16 protein-coding genes are annotated in these 23,117 nt (G+C 36.2%); 3 read left to right on the forward strand and 13 right to left on the reverse strand.

Going from position 1 to position 23,117, the window contains the following annotated elements; translation table 11 throughout:
* The 5 genes from fabD to fapR are packed head-to-tail and all read right to left on the reverse strand — an operon-like array spanning position 1 to position 4,488.
* Complete coding sequence (fabD, locus tag QZR90_RS02635; RefSeq protein WP_295788454.1) at positions 1-942, reverse strand: ACP S-malonyltransferase; 942 nt, start codon at positions 940-942, stop codon at positions 1-3.
* 16 nt (positions 943-958) lie between these two features.
* Positions 959-1,903, reverse strand: a complete 945-nt coding sequence (gene fabK, locus QZR90_RS02640) for an enoyl-[acyl-carrier-protein] reductase FabK (RefSeq protein WP_295788457.1) — start codon at positions 1,901-1,903, stop codon at positions 959-961.
* Positions 1,904-1,915: 12 nt separating this feature from the next.
* Entirely contained in the window at positions 1,916-2,911 is a 996-nt protein-coding gene (locus QZR90_RS02645) for a beta-ketoacyl-ACP synthase III (protein WP_295788461.1), read from the reverse strand.
* Complete coding sequence (gene plsX / locus QZR90_RS02650; protein ID WP_295788465.1) at positions 2,895-3,923, reverse strand: phosphate acyltransferase PlsX; 1,029 nt, start codon at positions 3,921-3,923, stop codon at positions 2,895-2,897. The genes QZR90_RS02645 and plsX overlap by 17 nt, the downstream gene beginning before the upstream one ends.
* Before the next feature lie 4 nt (positions 3,924-3,927).
* Positions 3,928-4,488 (reverse strand): transcription factor FapR, encoded by a 561-nt coding sequence (gene fapR / locus QZR90_RS02655; protein ID WP_295788468.1) that lies wholly within the window; start codon positions 4,486-4,488, stop codon positions 3,928-3,930.
* 461 nt (positions 4,489-4,949) lie between these two features.
* Here fapR and QZR90_RS02660 point away from each other — a divergent pair, with 461 nt between their 5' ends.
* The 3 genes from QZR90_RS02660 to QZR90_RS02670 all read left to right on the forward strand — a co-directional run bounded on the left by QZR90_RS02660 (position 4,950) and on the right by QZR90_RS02670 (position 9,617).
* Entirely contained in the window at positions 4,950-6,833 is a 1,884-nt protein-coding gene (locus tag QZR90_RS02660; RefSeq protein ID WP_295788471.1) for a DUF438 domain-containing protein, read from the forward strand.
* A 573-nt stretch (positions 6,834-7,406) separates the two neighbouring features.
* Complete coding sequence (locus tag QZR90_RS02665) at positions 7,407-8,747, forward strand: alpha/beta hydrolase (protein WP_295788474.1); 1,341 nt, start codon at positions 7,407-7,409, stop codon at positions 8,745-8,747.
* Positions 8,748-9,086: 339 nt separating this feature from the next.
* A complete protein-coding gene (locus QZR90_RS02670; protein ID WP_295788580.1) occupies positions 9,087-9,617 on the forward strand; it encodes a DNA glycosylase in 531 nt (176 codons plus the stop codon).
* Between the two features lie 384 nt (positions 9,618-10,001).
* Here QZR90_RS02670 and rpmF read toward each other — a convergent pair whose 3' ends face one another.
* From rpmF to QZR90_RS02710, 8 genes are all read right to left on the reverse strand, one after another.
* Positions 10,002-10,184 (reverse strand): 50S ribosomal protein L32, encoded by a 183-nt coding sequence (rpmF, locus tag QZR90_RS02675; RefSeq protein ID WP_295788478.1) that lies wholly within the window; start codon positions 10,182-10,184, stop codon positions 10,002-10,004.
* A 35-nt stretch (positions 10,185-10,219) separates the two neighbouring features.
* Positions 10,220-10,738, reverse strand: coding sequence for a DUF177 domain-containing protein (locus QZR90_RS02680; protein WP_295788480.1), 519 nt, complete (start codon positions 10,736-10,738; stop codon positions 10,220-10,222).
* Between the two features lie 396 nt (positions 10,739-11,134).
* Entirely contained in the window at positions 11,135-13,399 is a 2,265-nt protein-coding gene (locus tag QZR90_RS02685) for a GTP-binding protein (protein ID WP_295788484.1), read from the reverse strand.
* 195 nt (positions 13,400-13,594) lie between these two features.
* The gene (locus QZR90_RS02690; RefSeq protein WP_295788487.1) at positions 13,595-16,039 is read right to left on the reverse strand and encodes a GTP-binding protein; all 2,445 of its coding nucleotides are present in this window, start codon (positions 16,037-16,039) and stop codon (positions 13,595-13,597) included.
* A gap of 2 nt (positions 16,040-16,041) precedes the next feature.
* Complete coding sequence (locus QZR90_RS02695; protein ID WP_295788490.1) at positions 16,042-17,787, reverse strand: hypothetical protein; 1,746 nt, start codon at positions 17,785-17,787, stop codon at positions 16,042-16,044.
* A gap of 510 nt (positions 17,788-18,297) precedes the next feature.
* A complete protein-coding gene (locus tag QZR90_RS02700) occupies positions 18,298-20,427 on the reverse strand; it encodes a tetratricopeptide repeat protein (RefSeq protein ID WP_295788491.1) in 2,130 nt (709 codons plus the stop codon).
* A gap of 331 nt (positions 20,428-20,758) precedes the next feature.
* Positions 20,759-21,601, reverse strand: a complete 843-nt coding sequence (locus QZR90_RS02705; protein ID WP_295788494.1) for a hypothetical protein — start codon at positions 21,599-21,601, stop codon at positions 20,759-20,761.
* 15 nt (positions 21,602-21,616) lie between these two features.
* Positions 21,617-23,107: a hypothetical protein gene (locus tag QZR90_RS02710; protein WP_295788496.1), complete on the reverse strand. Its 1,491-nt coding sequence runs from the start codon at positions 23,105-23,107 to the stop codon at positions 21,617-21,619.
* Positions 23,108-23,117 lie beyond the last annotated feature (10 nt).

The following is a 23,117-nucleotide window of genomic DNA, read 5'->3' on the forward strand; positions in this document are numbered from 1 at the left end:
TTATCGAACCCCCTCTAAAAATTCAAGCGTTTTAGCCAAGGACTCTACATCTTCTACATTAGCTAATTGCATTTCTTTATTAATTTTCTTAGTAAATCCTGTTAATACTTTGCCTGGGCCTACTTCTACGAAGTTTTGAACGCCATTTTTAATCATTGTATCAACGCAGTCTTCCCAAAGCACAGGATGAGCTGCTTGGATAACCAAGGATTTTTTAATCGCATCAGCATCAGTTAAGATTTCGCCAGTAATATTTACAACTACTGGAATTTGAGCATCTTTCACTGTTACTTTATCAAGCTCTTCTTTAAGACGAGCTGCTGCTGGTTCCATTAAACGGCTATGGAAAGGAGCACTTACTGGAAGCATAACAGCGCGTTTAGCACCAGCTGCTTTCATTTCTTCAGCTGCCTTTTCTACCGCTTCTTTAGCACCAGCAATTACGATCTGACCTGGACAGTTAAAGTTAACTGCTTGTACAGAACCTACTTCTTTATCAATTTTTTCACAAATGGAAACTACTGTTTCGCGAGGTAATGCTAAGATAGCCGCCATTGCGCCTTCGCCGATTGGCACTGCTTCTTGCATATATTCACCGCGCTTATGCACAATGTACACAGCATCTTTGAAATCTAATACGCCAGCTGCTACTAAAGCACTATATTCGCCTAAGCTATGACCACCTACAATATCAGGGGTAAAGCCTTTTTCTTTTAATACTTCATAACATGCCACACTAGCTGTTAAAATAGCTGGTTGCGTATTAGCTGTTTTTACTAATTCAGTATCAGGACCTTCAAAGCAAAGTTTACTAATTGAATAACCTAATGCTTCATCGGCTTCAGCAAAACGCTGTCTAACAATAGCATACTCATTGTATAAATCTTGAAGCATGCCTACTTTTTGAGAACCTTGTCCTGGAAATACAAATGCTGTTTTCACCTTACTGCCTCCCGTATTATTTAACCATTGTTTGTAAGCCGCCAATAACGGATTCAGCTTCACTCATAATATCTTTAATAATCTCTGCACAAGGTTTAATATCTTGTAACATACCGGAGATTTGGCCAATCATAACAGAACCATGTTTTACATCGCCATCAATTGCTGCTTTGCGAAGTGTACCTGCACCAAGTTCTTCCAATTGTTCCTTAGTTGCGCCACCAAATTCCATTTCTTGGTATTGGTGAGATAAAAGGTTTTCTAAAATACGAACTGGATGGCCTGTAGTTAAGCCCGTCATGATAGTGGAACGGTCCTTAGCTTTAAGCACAGCTTCTTTATAGTTTGGATGAGCAATACATTCGTCAGATAAAACGAAACGGCTCCCCATCTGAACAGCGCTAGCACCAAGAGCGAATGCAGCCGCTGCACCGCGACCATCGCCAATACCGCCTGCTGCAATAACTGGTACATTAACGGCGTCAACGATTTGAGGAATTAAACACATAGTTGCAATTTCCCCTACGTGACCGCCAGACTCAGTCCCTTCAGCAATAACAGCATCAATGCCACCGCGCAATAAACGTTTAGCTAATAATACAGATGCTACTACTGGAATTACTTTAGTACCAATTTCTTTTAATGCTGGCACATATGTACTTGGGTTACCTGCCCCAGTTGTAATTACTGGTACGCGTTCTTCTAGCACAACTTGCATAACTTCTTTAACGAAAGGAGACATCAACATGATGTTACAACCAAATGGTTTATTAGTACGTTCCTTAAGTTTATGAATTTCATTGCGGAATACATCTGGTGGCATATGGCCGGCACCAATGATACCAAGTCCGCCGCCTTCAGAAACAGCGGCTGCTAATTCAGCTGTACCTAACCAAGCCATACCGCCTTGAAATATGGGATACTCAATCCCTAACAAATCACAAATATCAGTCTTTATCATGGTTTCTCCTCCTTAGTACCATTTCATTACCAAGCCAGCCCAAGTCAATCCGGCACCAAAACCTGCAAAGGCTACAATGTCATCTCGTTTTATAAACCCTGAACGCAATGCTTCATCAAGAGCTATGCCTACAGAAGCGGCCGATGTATTACCATACTTTGGTAAATTCACAAATACTTTATCACTAGGCAATTTTAATCGGTGTGCAGCAGAGTCAATAATTCGTGTATTCGCTTGATGTGGAATAAAACAATCTAAGTCAGAGAGTTCTAAGCCCGCATGATCTAAAGCCGTTAATACGGTACGTCCCATAGTCTTTACTGCAAATTTATATACTTCGGCTCCATCCATATGAATATAGGTGAGGCCTTCTTCAACGCGTTTATCATTAGGAACCATAGCAGTACCACTGGATGGAATGCACAAGCTCATTCCCCCGGTACCATCAGCGCCCATGTCCATGCCAAGCATGCCATAACCTTCTGCTACGGTGGACACGATAGCTGCACTAGCTCCATCACCGAAAAGCACACAAGTACTTCGGTCTTGCCAGTTAAGTACGCGAGATAATACCTCTACGCCGATAACTAGCACATTTTTAAAAATATTGGAATTAACATAGCTACCAGCTGTGATAAGTCCATACACAAAACCAGAGCACGCAGCGCCTAAATCATAAGCAGCTGCTCGTTTAGCACCTAAATTAGCTTGTACTAAACAGGCTGTAGAAGGAATGCTCATGTCGCCAGTTAATGTAGCTACAATAATGCAATCAATGTCTTCAGCGGTTAAATTAGCCACTTCTAAAGCACGTTTTGCTGCCTCTGTAGCCATATCAGAAGCATTCATACCTTCTGGGGCAATGCGTCTTTCTTCAATACCAGTACGCTCGCGAATCCATTGATCGCTAGTATCAACGATTTTCTCTAAATCCGCGTTAGTCACAATATTATCTGGTAAAAAGCTACCAGTTCCGACTATTCCGACTGGCTTAGTCCACATCGTCATATTTTATTGCTCCTTCTTCTTCAATACTATGTTGAATGTTTTCAATAATCTTACGATCAACTAATTCTCCGGCAATTTTAATGGCTGTAAAAATTTCTTTTGCTTTAGAACTGCCATGAGAAATTAGGAATACACCATTTACACCAAGCAATGGAGCGCCTCCATTTTCAGTATGGTCTAAGCGATGGCGCACTTTCTTAACAACAGGGTAAATCATCATAGCCCCTAGTTTAGCAAATATGCCACCATTTTTAATGCCGTCTTTTAATAATTGAGTCACAGCACCAACAAGACCTTCAGCAAATTTAAGGACTACATTCCCTACGAAGCCATCGCAAAGCACTACATCAACCGTGCCCTTAGGAATGTCACGCCCTTCTACATTGCCGTAAAAAGGAATTGTTTTTAATTGTTCTAATAAAGGGTATGTAGCCAAACATAGCTCATTGCCCTTAGTATTTTCTTCACCTACATTGAGAAGGCCTATGCTAGGATGTTCTTTACCAAACATCAAGCGAGCATAGTTATAACCCATAATAGCCCCTTGCACCAAATGTTTTGCCTTGCAATTTACATTGGCACCAGAGTCCATCATAACTGTTACGCCAGTTGCTGTTGGTATAGGCGTTGCAATCATAGGTCTATCAATGCCTTTGATTCGTCCAAGTCCAAACAAAGCAGCTGCTACAGCTGCTCCAGTACTACCTGGTGCAATAACTGCATCACACACTTTTTCGCGAACTAGACGAGTAGCAACTAAAATTGACGCATCTTTTTTCTTGCGCACAGCTGTGCCTGGATGCTCACACATGCCAATCACTTCACTGGCATGATGAATTGTCAATTGTGGGTTATTTTCTTGTCCTTGTTCTACTAGTACATCACGAATTTGTTGTTCGTCACCTACTAATACTATTTCCATATGTGGAAATGCTTTTGCAGCGTCAATTGCCCCTAGAACCATTTCTAAAGGAGCAAAATCGCCACCCATAGCATCTATTGCAATTTTCATATACCTACATCCTATCCTCAATGGGCTCCATTATAAATTTAGCCCGAAAGACTTCATTTACTTTATCCTTGATTGTAACCCAGATGAAATGCTTTTCACCTCGTTGGCGCATAACTGATGCTTTGGCCACCAAGTTACAATTTGCTTTTACAGGATTCTTATACTTAATATTACCCACTCCCGCAAGGGCAGCTGGCTCACCAAGTACAGCTTTCGCCAACGAATCTGCTTGAGCATATAAATACTGAGGCTCAACATAACCAGCACAATCAGTCATATCACTTGTTGTACGTAATATGCTAAGACCTTGCTGTCCCACTGTCAAGTCAATTAACTCCCCAACCACTTCAATGTGGTCATGGTCATTTGCCTCATGTGCGTTTCCCTCAGCTCTAGCTTTAATGCGCTCACGTAACTCAGGGATCCCTAGCTCTAACCGATCTAAGCGAATGGTAGGAACGCTGACATTAAAAAAGATGGCCAGCTCCTCATCGGTAAGGAAAGGCGTTGTATTCAGTTTTTCTCGCAATAACTGCTGTCGCTCTTGTTTCTTTATCCGACTCATGGTACCACCTTTTATGACCAAGTAATAATACTTCATTACAATTATATGCTACCAAGTCAATTATTGCAAGTAAATATATTAAAATTTTACTATAAACTACTACATATTGTATTTAATTAATTTTTTACTACTTGTATTATAATTACTTTGACATTATGACCATGTCATTATTACTGCTATCTTATGAAGATTTCAAAGCTTAAAAACCAAACTACACACAATATTTTAAACGAATAAAACTTGTAGCTATAGCTACTGAAAACTATTTTCAACTTAATTATAATAAAAGCATACACATAACACAATACTTAGTGGTCATTTTACAGCACTTGCCTTCACACTAAGGATGCCTACTCAAGCATCACTCTATTATACCACTATTATATGTATATACTAAATCTTTTTTCCTATATATTATAACTATTTAATGCAAAATGGTAATGCAGAAAGGGACATTTACTATGGCTACGATGAAATCAACCTTAGGTTTAGAAAACGATGTACGTTTAGAAACAATGATTGATATTAAGGATAAATACTTAAGTGGCGAACTAACACTAGAAGCGGCACGCCAATTATTAAAAGAACATATTGGCACTTGCACGCCAGATGAATTTGCCTATGGCGAACAGCAGTTAAAAGGTAGCTACACTGATGAGGAAATTACACATCGAATGGATGATCTCTTAGAATTGTTTGATGGCATTTTAGTGCGCTCTGAAAATGACTATCCTATGTATCATCCACTTTGGGTTTATGTAGAGGAAATCAAAGCTGGACTACAACGAATGGAGCAAGCTGATGAATTACTCACTGCGAAACACTTCATCAAAAATCCTTGGTTAGGCCTATACGACGAGCTTACTCAATGGTTCTTACACTTGTCGAGAAAACAAAATCAATTATATCCAGCCTTAGAGAAATATGGCTTTGACCGCCCTACTAAAATCATGTGGACCTTTGATGATAAAGTGCGCGATTTACTCAAGGAAAGTGTGCGACTCTTACAGGCAGATCAAGTGGATGAGTTCTTAGCCTTACAGCCTAAGATGATTGACGCCTTCCGCGACCTTTGTGATAAAGAACAAGAAGTCCTCTTCCCAACAGCTATAAAGCTTTGCTCTGAAGAAGACTTTGTATATATGAGCCGCGGCGACCACGAAATCGGCTTTGCACTCATTACTCCACCACCATTTTATGAAGCGCCTGCGGCGACTCACACCCAAACAACACATGCCTTAGCATCTAATAGGGAGACCACAAACGAGAATGCAGTAAGCGGAGACGAAATTAATAGGAACACAGTAAATGGAGGCACAATTAACACTACAGCTCCTCAAGCATCACAAGAAGCAAACTTTATTTCGGAATTAGCAGCCTTACTCGGCAAATACAATATTAATCCTACTAGCACGAACTTAAGTGACAACCAATCAGGTCTAGCAAATTCGGGCTCAGCTGCACAAGTACACGCCAAAGCAAGTACTGCTAACGGGACCTTACTTATAGACCGCGATGCCGACCTCGATGTGGCTACAGGTAAACTCTCATTAAACCGCATCAATTTACTCTTCCAACACATGCCAGTAGATTTGTCCTATGTAGATGAAAACGAGCTTGTTAAGTTCTACAGCGATACAAAGCATCGCATTTTCCCTCGCAGTGCCAATGTCATTGGCCGTGAAGTGCGCAATTGCCATCCAGCTAAAAGCGTCCATTTAGTAGAGGAAATTATTGAAAAATTCCGCTCCGGCGAGCAAGATAAAGCTGAATTTTGGATTAATAAACCAGAAGCTTTCATTTACATTCTTTACACTGCCGTACGCGATGAACAAGGCACTTTCAAAGGCGTGCTAGAAATGATGCAGGATTGCACGCGCATTCGCAGCCTTGAAGGATCACGCACATTACTCACCTGGGACAATGAAGTACATGGCGACACAAGCAATTCTGTTAGCAGTGATGAAGCCACTGAAACAGAAGCTCTCAACACTACAAAAGATTCTACAACAGAAATGAATAGCAAAGAAAGCAGTACCCAACATAACAACACTGAGCAACAAAGTAACAATATTTCACAAGGAATCAACAACACGAATACGCTCACAGTAAAGGGTATTACCCTCACACCGGATACAAAGCTTTTTGAACTCTTCGACCAAGTAGAGGGGCTTCGTCAACACATGCCTCAAATCAATAGCTCTTTTAGCATGCTAAATACAACCTTTGGGAAAATTATGGCGAAAAAGGCGACTTTACAAAAAGCAGCTGACCGCACCGGTATGAATTTAGAAACCCTTATGCAGGCTGTGGCTAAGTATATTGAGATGCATCACATCAAGTAATATAGTAACAGTTAATCTAAAGTAAGCATGATATAACCAAAGCCAAATAGATATAAACATACTACAGTGAAATAGACTGAGTCACTCTAAAGCAAGCGTGATACAGCTAAAGTCCAATAACTACAAATATACCCTGGTGAAGTTGACTGAGTTAATCTGATATAAAACAAACTTCCCCCAAAGCCATCAGCTTTGACAGTGGCCACGTGGTCCAAGTTAATCTGATGTAAAAGAAACTTACAAAAAGCCCCCTCTAGTACCTACTAGAGGGGGCTTTTTATATATGCAATATACTTTAACTTTAATTAGATTTGTATTCTTCTGTCAGAATAAACGTGAAATGCAAGAGTTTCTTTATGCGTTTTGCCCAATTAAAATTATCCGTTTATAATATACGGTATAAGGTCTGAAATAGATTCTATATAAAAACTTAAGTAAAACCTATATAAAATAAAAGCTTAAATAGATGCTACATAAAATCTTAAACAGATTATCTTATCAATAGATCTATCGTTTCAAGACCTTAATCATAACTATAGTCTCAAGTATATGTAATGCAAGGAGGTTTTTGCATTGAATCGTTTTCAAAAACTAGCTGTTTTATCCTGTCTATGCAGTGCCGTATTTACTAGCGGCGCCTTAGCCAATTCGGTAAGCACAACTACACAACTAAATGATGCCAATTTTAATAGCAGCGTAAACTTTACCACCCCATCCAAATCTAATAACTTAGCCACTATTACAACTACAAAGGCTAATTTTTCATCCCCTTCTAGCACAAAACAGACTATGTCTATTTCACAATCTATTGTATCAACGTCAAATTCAACTATGAAAACAAATACAAATGCAACAACAAAACAACAAGAAGCCATTTTACCAACCTACCAGGATGTAGTCTTTGGCCAAGTCACAACTAAAACTGAGCAAGCCAAAAACTTGCATTTCAATTTATATATGCCAAAAGATACCAAAAGCCCCGTGCCATTGCTTATCTTTGTTCATGGTGGCGCCTGGGCGAAGGGAACCTATGCAGACCCATTAACTGCTAACCAAACTAGCAAGTCTACTAACTCAGCAGTACCAACTCATAATGCGACTAATCACTCAACGCAAAATAACACAACTCAAAATTCCCTTATGGCCGCCGACAATCGCTCGTCTTTAGAAGTATTTAAACAGGTCATACCTCGTGGCATTGCCCTCGCCTCCATTGAATACCGATTAAGTGACGAAGCTGCCTATCCTGCTCAAATTTATGATGTAAAAGGCGCTATTCGCTATTTAAGAGCTCATGCACAAGATTATAATATCAATCCAAACCGCATTGCAATTAGCGGCACCTCTGCTGGCGCCCATTTAGCCGCCCTTGCTGCTACAACAAATAATAATCCTAATTTTGAAGGCACTGTAGGCGGCAATCTAGAGGTCTCTAGCGAAGTTATAGCAGCAGTGGATTATTATGGTCCAACTGACTTGCTCACTATGGGACCAGAAATGTCGCCAACCCTACAAGCGCCTGAAGAAGCCGCACTTACCCATGATTCACCAAGCGCTAAAGAATCTGTTCTACTTGGCTTTGACCAAGAGGGTCAAGGTGTTGGTGTATTACGCCATCTCTACGAAACACAAGATACAAGTTCACCTTATTGGCCCTATGTAGAGCTAGCTCTTGCTGGAAGCCCTATTAACCATGTATCACCAACTACACCACCATTCTTTATTGCCCATGGCGGTAAAGATACATTAGTACCAATCGCCCAAAGCGAGCGATTCCGTCAAGCGTTATTAAGCAACCGTATTAATAATGAATATGTATCAAACTCTGAAGCACCGCATGGCTACCAAGGCGAAGTTGTCAACAACGCCATGATTGACTGGATTGTGAAAGAACTAACAAAACCTAAGGCTTAGTGACTAACTAAACTAATAACACAATTAGTAGCAAAACTTAAATCTCGACTAGTAGAACATTCAAAGCGTATGTACTAACAAAACTAAAACTTTATCTACTAATCAAGCTCCAAACGTAGCTTTAGCAACAGAAAAGCCCCTCTTATATGCTATACTTATAGATGAGTTATTCTTGCCCAAGCAAGATCTCAAAGTATAACAAAGAGGGGTTTTATTATGTCTAAACAAAATCATACTATACAATCTAATACAACTAACAATGACTTAAATACAGAATCTACTTCACGGCCCATTGAATCACTTCCCTTTCCACCATTACTGCCACCAAAGGCAACAGTAATGTGCATGGGAACCTTTCCACCAGCAGCTGATAAGAGAGCCATGCAATTCCATTATCCAAACTTTCAAAATGATATGTGGCGTGTCTATGGCCTAGTGTTCTTTGGCGATAAAGAACATTTTAGAAAAGGCGAAGAAAAAGCCTTTGATGCTGACAAAATCAAAGCGTTTCTCAGTGAACGAGGCATTGCTTCATGCCCTACAGTCTGGAAAGCCATTCGCGAACGGGGCAATGCATCCGATGCCTTCTTAACCGTTGTTGATCCAGTTCACATCGAGGAAGTGTTACATCAAATGCCAAACTGCCAATATATTGGCACCACCGGCGGTAAAGCAACAGAAGTGCTCATCGAATTGTCCAATAATAAACCTAAATTACCTAAAACTGGAGAAACCATCGAGCTCCAATTTGGCGAACGCTATATTCAACTCACAAGATTACCTTCCACATCACGGGCTTATCCTTTAAGCTTAGATAAAAAAGCCGCTGCGTATGAAAAATTTTTCAGAGCAACGGGCGTGTTAAAATAAGCTCTATATGATTATAAAAATAAAAAGGCCGCCTGTAGCAGTATCGCCGACCGCCAACTAGTGATAGGGGTTCAGCACTGGATACTCAGCTCCACCCATCTAGTAATTTAACTATATCAGATGCTATACATTGAGTAAAGAGTTCCATGTATAATAAACTAAAGAAATTTAATTTTAGGCGCTAAAGAAAAAGCATATTGCCTGTTCTTAGCGCCTATTTTTTATACTAAAATACATGAAGTAGTTACGGTGAATGTCTTTTCAATAAGTGCATAGTCAATGAAATACATCGGAATTTGATAAAAACCTAAAAACGACAAAAGCGTGGACATCCCTTGGATATCCACGCTTTTATAGTAGAGCTATCAGCTAGCTCAGCAGGTCTTATTCAGCTACTTTGTTAACTACTTGAGTTCCTTTATAATGACCGCATGTAGGGCAAACCCGATGAGGCATCATAGGTTCGTGGCATTGCGGACAAGATACATAACCTGGAACAGTTAACTTCCAGTTCGCACGACGACGGTCGCGACGACATTTAGACAATCTACGCTTTGGTACTGCCATTATCTGCACCTCCTTAACATAATCACTGGGACAAATTAATCATCATCTTTTTCATCGAGCAGTGTACGAAGCACTGCCAATCGAGGATCCACCACAAAGGATTCACAAGAACAAGGTGAAACATTTTTGTTTGCTCCGCAATGAACGCACAATCCTTTGCAATCTTCCTGACATAACACTTGAGAGGGCTCATTGATGATTAATGTTTCCCGAATGACTTCCGTTAAGTCAATGGTCTCACCATCAAATGGAACTACCTCACTTGCCTCTTCATCTTCCCAGTCCTTCAAGACTCCGAAAGTTTCGCTAAAAGGAATCGTCTCCTCATGTTGCACCAGCGCTAAACAACGCGTACAATCATAATCCCCTTGCGTATGGACCGTGCCATTGACAATGAAATTCTGTCCATCGTAACGAAAATCACCACTAATGGTTATATCATGATGGCTCCAAGGAAAAGCAGTTACCTCACCAAGCACCGTGGCTGGCTCAGTAAATTTAAAAGGAAATAATTTTCCTATGTGTTCTTTTGCTTGCTCTACTTGCAGTTTCATAATTTTACCTCGACTATAATATTATAGCTATCTATATAGGCTTTGTCAAATAAATAAGCCTATAAATTGAAGAAATTCTAATGTTCTTACTAAAAGCAACACAATTCAATAGTCCAACTACTAAAATCTAGTAAGCATACACTAATTATTGTAGTTATTATTAATAGATTATTTCAGTAGTCACTATATCTTGTAGTTACCTACTCTTTGTGAGTATGTATATTATAGCATATTTGTTTGGGGCGTCAATTTAAAAGTTTTAAGAGACCAAAGTTTTCAAAAAGCTTTATCTAAAAAATGATTTGTTCAGTTATTTATTATGCAGCCTTACTATAAATATTCCTATGTAGGCATTGATCAAATTCATAACAAAAATTTCATGTCTGCCCTCCACTATTAATATACCTTTGCAACAGATCCTATACCAACTTTACGACCATCTTGTATCATTGAAAATACCATGCCTTGCTCTAGTGCAATAGGGTATGATAACTCAATGTACAAAGTTACAACATCACCAGGGAAACAAATCTCTACATTATCTGGTAAAGTCACTACACTACTAACTTCTACACCATGGAGAGAAATATTCGGTCTATAATTATCAAAAAAAGGAATCTGACGCCCTCCTTCTTCTGACTTTATTACATACACCTCGGCTTCAAATGAAGTTGCATTAGTAATTGACCCCGGTGCAGCTAATACTTGTCCATAATGAAGATTTGGATGACTATCAATTAATATGCTAATATTACTTCCAACATGAGCTTTATGGCATTCATTACCTCCAGAACTTAGTCCTACAACATCAATTTTTTGTACACTTTTATTTACACCAACTAACTCAAGAGTATCACCATTATATATTTTACCCCTAATAATCTCGCCACTCAATACTACTTTATTATTGTCATCACTCCTTATATCTTCTATTTCCATATAAAATGGCTCCTTATCAAGAGTATGTGGCTTAATGTGCGGAATCATTGTATCCAATAATTCCTGAATTTTTTTAGTGTTAGAAAGATCGCCCTCTAATGCTTTTAGAGCGGAACCTCTTATAATAGGGATTTCATCGCCTGGGAACCCATAAGTACTTAAAAGGTCGCTAATCTCCATTTCTACTAAATCACATAATTCTTCATCATCGACTAAATCAGTTTTACTTAAAAATACTACCAATGAAGAAATCCCAAATTGATGCGCCAACAGGATATGTTCCCTTGTCTGTGCCATTGGACCATCAGCAGCTGATATAACCAAAATAGCACCATCTAACTTAAACTGTGATGAAATTAGGCATCGTACATAATCATCATGAGTGGGACTATCAAAATGTGTATATCGATACGTATCCGTTTCATAAACTACTTGTGAATAATTGACTCCCCCTATATTAGTTTTATATCTTGGCGCATCATTGATTTCCTTAACCCTATAATATTTACTTCTGCCGGTTTTCGATAACAAAGCCGTAATAGCAGATGTCAATGTAGATTTACCATGCCCTTCGTGTCCCAATGTAGCTATATGTACCATAGGCAACACTTCTGTTGAATCAAGGCTTCTTGTTGCACTACTTTCAAACTCAGAGCTTATCTCTTTATTAACAACTTCTACGCCATTGTTCTTACTTGCAGCATGAATATTATGAAGATTAAACAGCAAATCTATAAAAATATTAAAACTTGGAAGCTCTACATTTAAATCTGCCATTGCTACCTTAGCTAGATAGTTTTTAGCCATTTTATTAATAATAGCCTTACGATCAACAGAAAGGTTATTTTCTTCTATCATATCCGTAATAGTATCAACTACATCACTTTCATCTTCTTGTAAAGCAACAGTCTTTTGTAACAATGTAAAGGCTGACAAATAATCTGGCACTTCAATCATATTTAAAGACTTATTGTCAAATAATTTTTGTTGTAATAACGGATCATATGAAACTGCCTCTATGACTTTAGAATAATTGATTGGAGCGTTAGGATTAATTCCTAATGTTTCCATAGTTGACATTAATATTAATAGCTCTGGAGACTTCCAATCCCCTTTTGTTATGTCATAAAAATCACGGACTATACAAACAAGTTTACTAATTTCATCTAATTCATTATATTTTTTTGTTCCTAATTGTAAATATCCTATCGAAGCTTTCCAAGATAAAATATCAGTTCTGCGTTCAATGCGATTCAAGCGCTGCTCTAATTGAACAATTTGACTTTGGTTATAATTTAAATATTCTTTTAACCCTTTATAAATATTCTCAATTTCATTATCTACTTTTAATGTTAATGTATTTAACTTTGTTTTAACCGCTTCAATTAAATCAAAAGATAGCATATTTTGTTCAACCAATGCTTTTAAAGACTGTTTGGCCGCATACTGCACAATAGATCGCTGTTCATTAATAAGATTTTGTGTCTTTTGATTACTTCCTGTAAATTCTCCAATAATACGCTTAAAAAAGCCCTTATTATTTAATTCTGCCGTAGCTTCATCTGCAGTAGTTAACGCTGCAACACTTTCAAATGTGAGTCGATTTAACTCTTGTCTATTATCTTTATGTGCATTAATAATCTCATCAATTTTATGACTAATTTTCCCCTGTACTTCTACTGGAAGTTGGTTTCCAGCTACAAAAGATAATTCGTTACTCATAATCATGTCCTCCGTTTTAACAATAGCATCGCTTCTAATACACTTCTAACTTACTTATCATTTTTTATTACAGGAAAAGGCTTATTATGAAAATGAATAATTCATAATATACCTAGAACGCCTTACACGAAAAGCTCTACTATCATCTGCGTTCTTTATGAATGGCGTTATAATTAGCTACGATGCTTTTACCTTTTATTCGCACACCTCTGTAACAGTTCCTATTCCAACTTTTTTCCCATTTTCTATAATCGAAAAAACCATTCCTGTCTCTAGTGCAACAGGGTACGACAACTCAACATGCAAAGTTACAAAGTCTCCAGATAAACATAGCTCCTCATTATCTTGTAAAGTGACTACACCATTAACTTCAACACCATGAAAAAGAAAATTCGGTCGAGAATTGTTAAAAAGTGCAGTTGTACTCCCCCCATCTTCTACAGATAATACATAAACCTCTGCCCCAAATGATACTGTAGAAGTTATTGATTGCGGCTCAACTAGAACTTGACCATAGTAAAGCTCTGGCATACTTTCTTTATCAATCAATATATTAATATAACTACCTACTGATGCATAATTACAATCCTCATATTTATAAAATTCACCCGCCTGATACTTATAAAGTTTACTAGAAGTTAAATCAGCCCCATTTATCTCTTCTAAAGCTTCATTCCCCAACTTTTTAAGCGAACGCATTCCAATAATATCTACCTCTTTTGAAAAAGGCTCTTCTCCAACTACTTCAATTGTATCTCCTTCATATATTTCACCTCTAATAACTTCACCTCCTAGAACTAATTGCTCATCCTCAATAGAGACATTTTCTATTTCCATATAAAAAGATTCGTTTTCTACCGGTTTTTGTGAAATAGCATAGTCTACACATTCCAATAAATATCTAATTACTTCCTCACTCTCATCGTCTCCTTCTAGCGCCATTAATGCAGACCCACTTATAATAGGAATTTCATCACCTAAAAATCCATAATCATTTAAAAGGTCTCTAATCTCCATTTCTACTAACTCTTTTAATTCTTCAACATCGGTTAATTCAGTTTTACTCAAAAATACTGCCAATATTGGAATCCCCAATTTTTGCGCAAAAGAAATTTGCTCTTTTGTTTGTCTCATAGGACCATCTCCAGTTGAAACAACCAAGATAGCACCATCTAATTTAAATTGCGATGAAATTAAACACTTTAAATAATCATAATGCGTTGGAAAATCAAAATGTGTATAACGATTATCATCTGTTTCATAAACTATTTGTGAATACTTTATCCGCCCTATATCAGATTTATATATTGTTGTATCATTAATTTCCTCAACACTATAGTACTTACATTTTCCATCTCTAGACAATATAGCTGTAATAGCCGCAGCTAATGTAGATTTTCCATGATCTACTGCACCCAATGTCGCTATATGTACGTTAGGCAATATTCCTGGTAAACATCGTTTCTTTTGAATCAAATTTTGTGTCCCATCAGTATTTAATTTAAAGGATTTTATTTTTTTAGATTCCATATTTTTAAAATCAAACTTTTTGGGGCTCATCATTGGTTCATTATAGTTCGCTTTCTCAATCACTTCCACTCTATTGTTGTTACTTGCATCATGAATATTATGAAGATTAAATAGCAAATCTACTAATATCTTAAAACTTGGGAGCTCTACATTTAAATCTGCCATTGCTACCTTAGCTAGATAGTTTTTAGCCATTTTATTAATAATAGCCTTACGATCAACAGAAAGGTTATTTTCTTCTATCATATCCGTAATAGTATCAACTACATCACTTTCATCTTCTTGTAAAGCAACAGTCTTTTGTAACAATGTAAAGGCTGACAAATAATCTGGCACTTCAATCATATTTAAAGACTTATTGTCAAATAATTTTTGTTGTAATAACGGATCATATGAAACTGCCTCTATGACTTTAGAATAATTGATTGGAGCGTTAGGATTAATTCCTAATGTTTCCATAGTTGACATTAATATTAATAGCTCTGGAGACTTCCAATCCCCTTTTGTTATGTCATAAAAATCACGGACTATACAAACAAGTTTACTAATTTCATCTAATTCATTATATTTTTTTGTTCCTAATTGTAAATATCCTATCGAAGCTTTCCAAGATAAAATATCAGTTCTGCGTTCAATGCGATTCAAGCGCTGCTCTAATTGAACAATTTGACTTTGGTTATAATTTAAATATTCTTTTAACCCTTTATAAATATTCTCAATTTCATTATCTACTTTTAATGTTAATGTATTTAACTTTGTTTTAACCGCTTCAATTAAATCAAAAGATAGCATATTTTGTTCAACCAATGCTTTTAAAGACTGTTTGGCCGCATACTGCACAATAGATCGCTGTTCATTAATAAGATTTTGTGTCTTTTGATTACTTCCTGTAAATTCTCCAATAATACGCTTAAAAAAGCCCTTATTATTTAATTCTGCCGTAGCTTCATCTGCAGTAGTTAACGCTGCAACACTTTCAAATGTGAGTCGATTTAACTCTTGTCTATTATCTTTATGTGCATTAATAATCTCATCAATTCTTTGACTAATTTCCCCCTGTACTTCTACTGGAAGTTGATTCCCTACTGCAAAAGATAATTCGTTACTCATAATTAATTCCTCCTCATCAGTTGATTAATTTCTTTTTTATAATCTTCAATTCGTTCTAATGATTTTTGATGTTCTTCTTCGAAAAGTTTTTCATTTTTTAACATCCGCTGTAAAGTTATCTCTCCCTGCATAAGAGTTAAATTCATCTGTTTAGTAACATACCAAGCCTTATTTGCACTATGTTCTGGTAACTCAGTATTTAATAACTGTTTGCCTAGTTCTACTGTATCAATCTTTTCAGGCATTAATAATCGCTCAAGGTCACCTCCATCCAAGGCAGTCCCAAGAACTCTACCAATACTATGTGTAAACGCTTCTTGGCTTGGTACTCTAATCTTTGTACGCCACGATATGGTATGCTCTATTAATTTAATTAACAAGTCATTAGCATACTGTTCCCTATTAGCACTTGCAAACATAGCTAATAACACATTATTGCCCAATACAACTTTTAAGTCATCTACAACAAGTTTCATTTCTTCCTCTGATAATAAATAATCTTGCACTAGAGGAATAAAACATTTATTAATAATTCGAACCATCTCAATAGCATCATCTTCAATAAAAGAGTCTAATATCTTTTTTCCTCCTGCACCACTTACAATCCCTGCGGCACCACCGATTATGGCAGCCAAATAAGGGGCGGCTCCTGCTAAAGCAGGCACGCCAACTACGGCAAGACCAACTGCACCACCTACAGCAACACTAGTTCCTAATACACTTATATTTTTAAACAACTGCTTTCCTGATATTTTTCCATTGAAATACTGATAAATATCACCAGAGGATAAAACAACTACCGTAACAGCACTTGCGATTATATTACCTCTAACTAACTTAGCCAAATTCTTCGTAGCTGCTGAGCCATATATTGGCGCATTAGTTCTCATTGAATTAACAAGATATTGCCTAACATTGCTTGGTAGTAATTTTACAAGAGCTACTGACGGCTGCATTAATGCATTGTTAATTGAAGTTCTAGTCAGCTGAGCCGTTAAAATTGAAGAAGTAAATGCAATCCCGCCAGCCTGTAATCCCGAATATATGGTTAAATCAAGTGCTTTTTCTATGGCTTGCCCATTCCAAAGAGCTCTGGCTAAAGTAATTGAGCCAGCAATCCCGGCTGCACTCAGTCCAATAACGGCCCCACTACTTGCATCAAACATAATAGAATCAATATTCCCCGCTTTAGCTATATTGCGAGCCTGTTGAAGGGTTACATTCCCTTTTCTCACAAGCTTTACCGCATCATCAGGATTTTTAGTTTTAGGAACTTGTCCTTTTCTAATTTTATCAGCCATTAATTTTACAGCTTCATCATACTGATCCAATGGTACTTCTAACTGCATCGGCTTTCCTGATGCATCTAAATATCTGTATACTCCATCACGAAATCCTGCATTAACTGACTCCGCTGCAGTCTGACAATATTTGGTTTGTATTAATTGTCCATCAACCATTCGATCTGCACCATTTTTAGCATTATCATCACCAAGAATAAGGGCCTCTCTCCCTTTTATAATATCAATTTGATGATTAGCTTGCTCTGCTGCAAAACCATGCCCTTGATGTCCATTAAATCGGTTAAGTCTATCATTATGTGCGGCTGATTCAAATATAGCATTATTAGCAGCTACAATATCTTCTACTGTAACATTGATATCTTGGTCAATACTCATGCCGTGTTGCTCGTGACTATGTATACTTTTACTTTGACCTTCAAGTAGATTATTTTTATTATTCTCCATAAAACACCTCAAGCTACGCTCTTACTAAATAGTAATTTTCATCTTATAATTACATATTTAATGTTAGTCTTAAAAATAAAGTGTACGCAATTATCTTATGTCATCATTTCTTTATTATACTTCTATCTAGTTGTCTATTTCTCCTTTTCATCACTCTTATATAATTATATCAATTCCACTATACATTGAAAAACCTCGTCCTTTCTTGCTCCATTTAGACATTGTATTTCTTATACGAATCTATTTTTCCTTATCAAGATAAAGAATACAGACAATTTACTTCAAAAACTATTTTCTATATAACACCACACAGCCCCTTACTATCTAGTGTTTCCCTTGCAAGTTTATTGTACTGTATATAAAAGACAGACCTTTGTCCGATTAAAAATATATGCCCATTTTTTAATTACAATTTTTATTCAAAAAAACAAGACATAAAGACAAAAAAAGAAGGCCTATTATGACTGCAATTAGTCATAATAGGCCTAGCATTAAAGCATAATTTTTTCATTACTTATCAACTACTATATAGTCATTTAATCTACTAGCTGCATTTTTATTTCCATTTTTTGCTGCCATCATAGTCCAGTAAAAAGATTCTTTTACATCTAGACTAGTTCCTTGTCCCTTTAAATACAGAACTGAAACTATTTCCATAGAATCTATATCTCCACATTCAGCAGCTTTCAATAAATTATCAAAAGCATCTTCCAGTTTTTCTAAATTAAAATAACCTATTCCAATATTTTTATATATTTTATCTAAATCAGTGTCTGAAAATTGTAAGAGCTTTTTATAATATTCAATAGCTATAGTATCATTTTCACCTAATAAATATAGCGCATAGTTTCTAATTCCCCAATAATCATCTAAGTCTGCAGCTCTTTTATACCATACTAATTTTTTCTCGACCTTTTCTTCTAGTACCCCTATTTGATTTGCCGCCTGACCTTTGTTAAGCCCGCCTAAATTATAATACTGGGTTAAAGTCTCTATTGCCTTATTCGGTTGTTCTATATCCTTATAAAAATTACCAAGCTCTAATAAAATTTCAACATAGCCACCCTCATAAGCTCTTTTAGCATATTCAATTGCTTTTGCCTTATCAGCAGCAATGCCAAGTTTTGCATTGCCATTTCGATATAATCTAAACAAATACTCATTTGCCCGCCAATATCCTTTTTCAGCTGACTTAAATATAGATTCTAAATAAAACTTATTTAAGCATAATCCCCAAATATATAATTCATTTAAAGCGACAACATTGCCATCCTCAGCTAATTCTAATATTTGAGGATATATCATTTCTATATATTCTACATCTAGCCTTTCGCTTATATAAGTTAAATTTAACATAGCGAATACGTCACCTAAGATTGCGCCCTTTTTTGTCCACGATTCGCCTTCTTCTTTAATAATACCGAAGGCTTCATTTATTTTAGGGTATTCACCTAAATAATACATAGCCCTAGGATTTCCATCTTTTGCTGCCTTTTTTAGAATTGGCAAAGCTTCTACCAATTTTCCTTTTATAAATAAATCTTCCCCTTTTTTAAATTCAAGATCCTCTTGTTCGTCATAAACAGTTCCACCAATTAATGGTATTGCACTATTTTTTGCGACTTTTATATTCTTTAAATTAAACAATAAATCGACTAAAACAGAAAAACTAGAAACCTCTACATTTAAATTGAACAAGGTAGTTTTTCTTAAAAAGTGTTTAGCTAGTTGACTTATGATTGTCTTACGATCAACATCTACATTATTCTCCTGCACAATCTCCGTAATCGCATTTACTACATCACCTTCATTCGCTTGCAATGCATCTATCTCTTGCAATAATGTAAATCCTAATAAATAGTTAGGCACTTCATATTTACTTAAAGCAGTATCTTCAAATAACTTTTCTTGCAATATGGGATTATATGCGACAGCTTCTATAACGTCCGCGTAGTTAATCGGCTGATTAGAGTCAAGCCCCAAATCATCCATAGTTTTCTTTAAAATTAGTAATTCTGGAGATTTCCATTCACCTTTGGTTATTTCAAAAAAGTCATGAGCCATACAAACAAGCTTACTCACTTCATCCAATTCATTATATTGCCGATTCCCTAATTGCAAATATCCAACCGAAGTAGCCCATGTTAAAATATCAGTTCTACACTCCGCACGTTCTAAACGTCTCTCTAGTTGAATAATTTCACTTTGATAATAATTTAAATAATTTATTATTTCTTTATGGAGAGCCTCCATCTGCTCCTCTGAATTTCTTGTTAATGTATGCAATCTCACTTTAACTGCTTCAATTAAGTCAAATGTTAACAAATTCTGTTCAGCTAGTATTTTTAAAATCGTTTTTGCTACAAACTGTGCAATGCTTTTCTCTTCACTACTATAACTCTGCACGCTTGATGGAATTTTTATAAACTCTCCAAGTATACGTTTAAGAATGCCTCTATTATTTAATCCTAAGTCCTCGTTTATAGAAGTTAACAATGTAATACTTTCAAAAGTTAACCTAATTATCACTTGTTCATTATTTTTATATAGCTCAATAATCTCATCTATCCTGTTATTAATGTTATCTTGCAGATTTAATGAAATTTGCTCTCCCTGTGCAAACACTACGCCTTTATTCATAATAACGCCCTCCTTATTAAACACCCATTACTATATTTTCAAATTTATTACCAATAGCCTAAAAATCAAATGTTCCTCACAATTTCACCCACTAAATTACCCTTATCCATAAGAACCCTCCTATAAAAAGTCTATATTGCGAGTATAATAATCTGGTTCATCTATGACTATTTTAGACTACAGCATAGACAAACCTCTGTCTGACTAAAAATCTGTTTGTAATCTTTTACGGTAAAAATTAAAAGAAAAAAGACCGATTATGACATTTTTGTCAAATCGGTCTTTAAACAAAACTTTAATATTTTAAGTTACTATAATATAGTTTTATCCTTTATGATAGTTTTTCATTAATCGCTTCCCCTAATGATCTACATAACATAAAAGTTCCTCTTAAAAATTCCTTCTCCTCATCACTAAATTTTTTATAACTCCGCGGCATATTATTATTCTTTAAATAATTTAAATCATCTAAAATGGTATCCTTCAATTCATATATATTTCCTATACATCCTTCAAGTATGCTTATTTTATCCATTATTTCTACTTTTGCTTGATTAATTTCCTTAACTTGTTGGTTTGCTTTTTCTATTATTTTAGTATTTTTACTTCTAGCAAAAAGTGTTCCCCCTACACCAACAAGCCCTGCTATTCCCCAACCAATTGGTCCAGTCAATGCAAGAAAAGCATTACCTAATGCCATTCCGCCTCCCCCAGCAGCTAGAGTACCTCCACCAAGCCAAGCTAACGCTGCATTAGTCGCTGCTGCACCAGATAAACTCCCTATCGCTGCACCTGTAGAGGCCGTTCCAAATGTTGTTGCAAGTCCCATCAACGCAGTAGGTCCCAAAGTAGCAATTCCTGCTCCAACAGCGACACCTCCTACTGCACTTCCACCTTGCGGTGCTTCTATATTCATACGCTTTATTTCTTCTACCTCTTTATTAAACTGTTCAAAAGATAATTTAATTTCTTCGTTATAAGTTTCTAATTCAACAGGCTTATCACTTATCAAATTAAAAGTTTTATGTGCTAATTCTAAAACCTCTGTAGATGCTACTTTCGCTTCGTGTAAACGTTCTACACCTTTTATGGCATGCTTAACTGACTCTACGTATTGAGCATGAACACTTTCTAATTTTTTAATAGCCGCTTTTCTTTCATCATTTTTAAACATTTTGACCTCCTGAATTTAACCAAAAATCTCATCTAATTCTTCTATTGACTTTACAAGTTTATCCTCTTTAACGCCACAAGCCCTAGCAATTTCTAAAGATACATCCGCCCTTACTTTACCTGTACTAGTTTTATATTTTTGCAAAGCCATTTCGCAAGCCGCCCAATCATAGTGAACCATTCGCTCTACCATATCAGAAATTAACTTCGTAGTTTTTTCTATATTAGCTCCTACTTGCTTTAAATATTCAAAACATGGATCTTCAAAAACTTTATTTAACCAACTCCCTACTTCATATCTATCAATTAAGTAAAAACCTGTTGCCATTGTAATTCCAGATACCAATCCTCCTAAAAAGGTACCGATTAAATCACCAAATGGTACTCCTACTAATTGCGCATCTAATGCAGCCGTAACTACACTGCCTAAAGCTATACTGCCGCCAGTTATAATACATTTAATTAATGCCTCAATCCTATCCTCCCATGAAAGCTTCTCAGGATTAAAAACTAAAATACGAAATGCTTCTACAACTGTTTTTCCTAATTGCATAATTAATCTAGCAACAGATTTTAGAGTACTTGTAAATGTATTAATCAGAGTTGTTACTAAGACCGAAATAATTCCTCCTAAAGCACCATTCTTAATATGATTCCACAACTCTTTTAATTTGGCTTTTGCATTACTAAATCCTAGTTTTATTCCCTCAACTAATTTAATTCTAAAAGCTTTAAGAGAATTAACTTCAGACCAACAATCAACGCACTTCTCTTTAATTCCAAACCAAATTTCAACAAGGAAAAAACCTAATCCTTGACGTATTGCCATTGTACTTCCAGCCTTTAATGCGGCAGTACCTGTATCTTTCCAAAACTTTTGACTTGTATAATATGTGGTATGTATGTCATTATTAATTGCGTTTCTTGCAATTTTATCTTTACGTCGCATATTAGACTTAGTTCGTTTATTTAAGTTTTTACCTCTTCCCTCTACATACTCATCCACAGTTAATGCTTTTTTACTGCGATTTATAGAAGGATCGGTTCCTACTAAATTTTCACTTTTATTTGCTAAACTGGCCCCATCAACTTCTGCTAATACTCTTCCCGGGTCATTATGAATCTCATATGCAGATACTACATGGTCTTGATCGACTTTGCCATTCCTAGCAATTCTTTTTCCTGTATACCCATCAAATAATGTTCCTTCTTTCTTTGAAATACTTATATTTCTATTAGCAGCCCTATAGTCAGCATGAGAGTGATATTCTTTTGAGTCATATATACCTCTATTATTATATGCTTTCTTATTATTCTCATTTTTATAAGTCATTTGACTATCCTTGCCAATTTGTCTAACTGTATGTACAGTATCAACATCTCCTCCATGTTGATATGACGACAAACCATCTAAGCCAAATGTCGATATAGCTGTTTGTAAAATAGTTCTTTCATAACTTTTAAATAAATCTGATACCGTAGGCCTTCTTTTTAAAGCACCTTCCACAAAGCTCACT

It is taken from the genome of uncultured Veillonella sp. (genome assembly GCF_900545795.1).
Classification (GTDB): domain Bacteria; phylum Bacillota; class Negativicutes; order Veillonellales; family Veillonellaceae; genus Veillonella_A.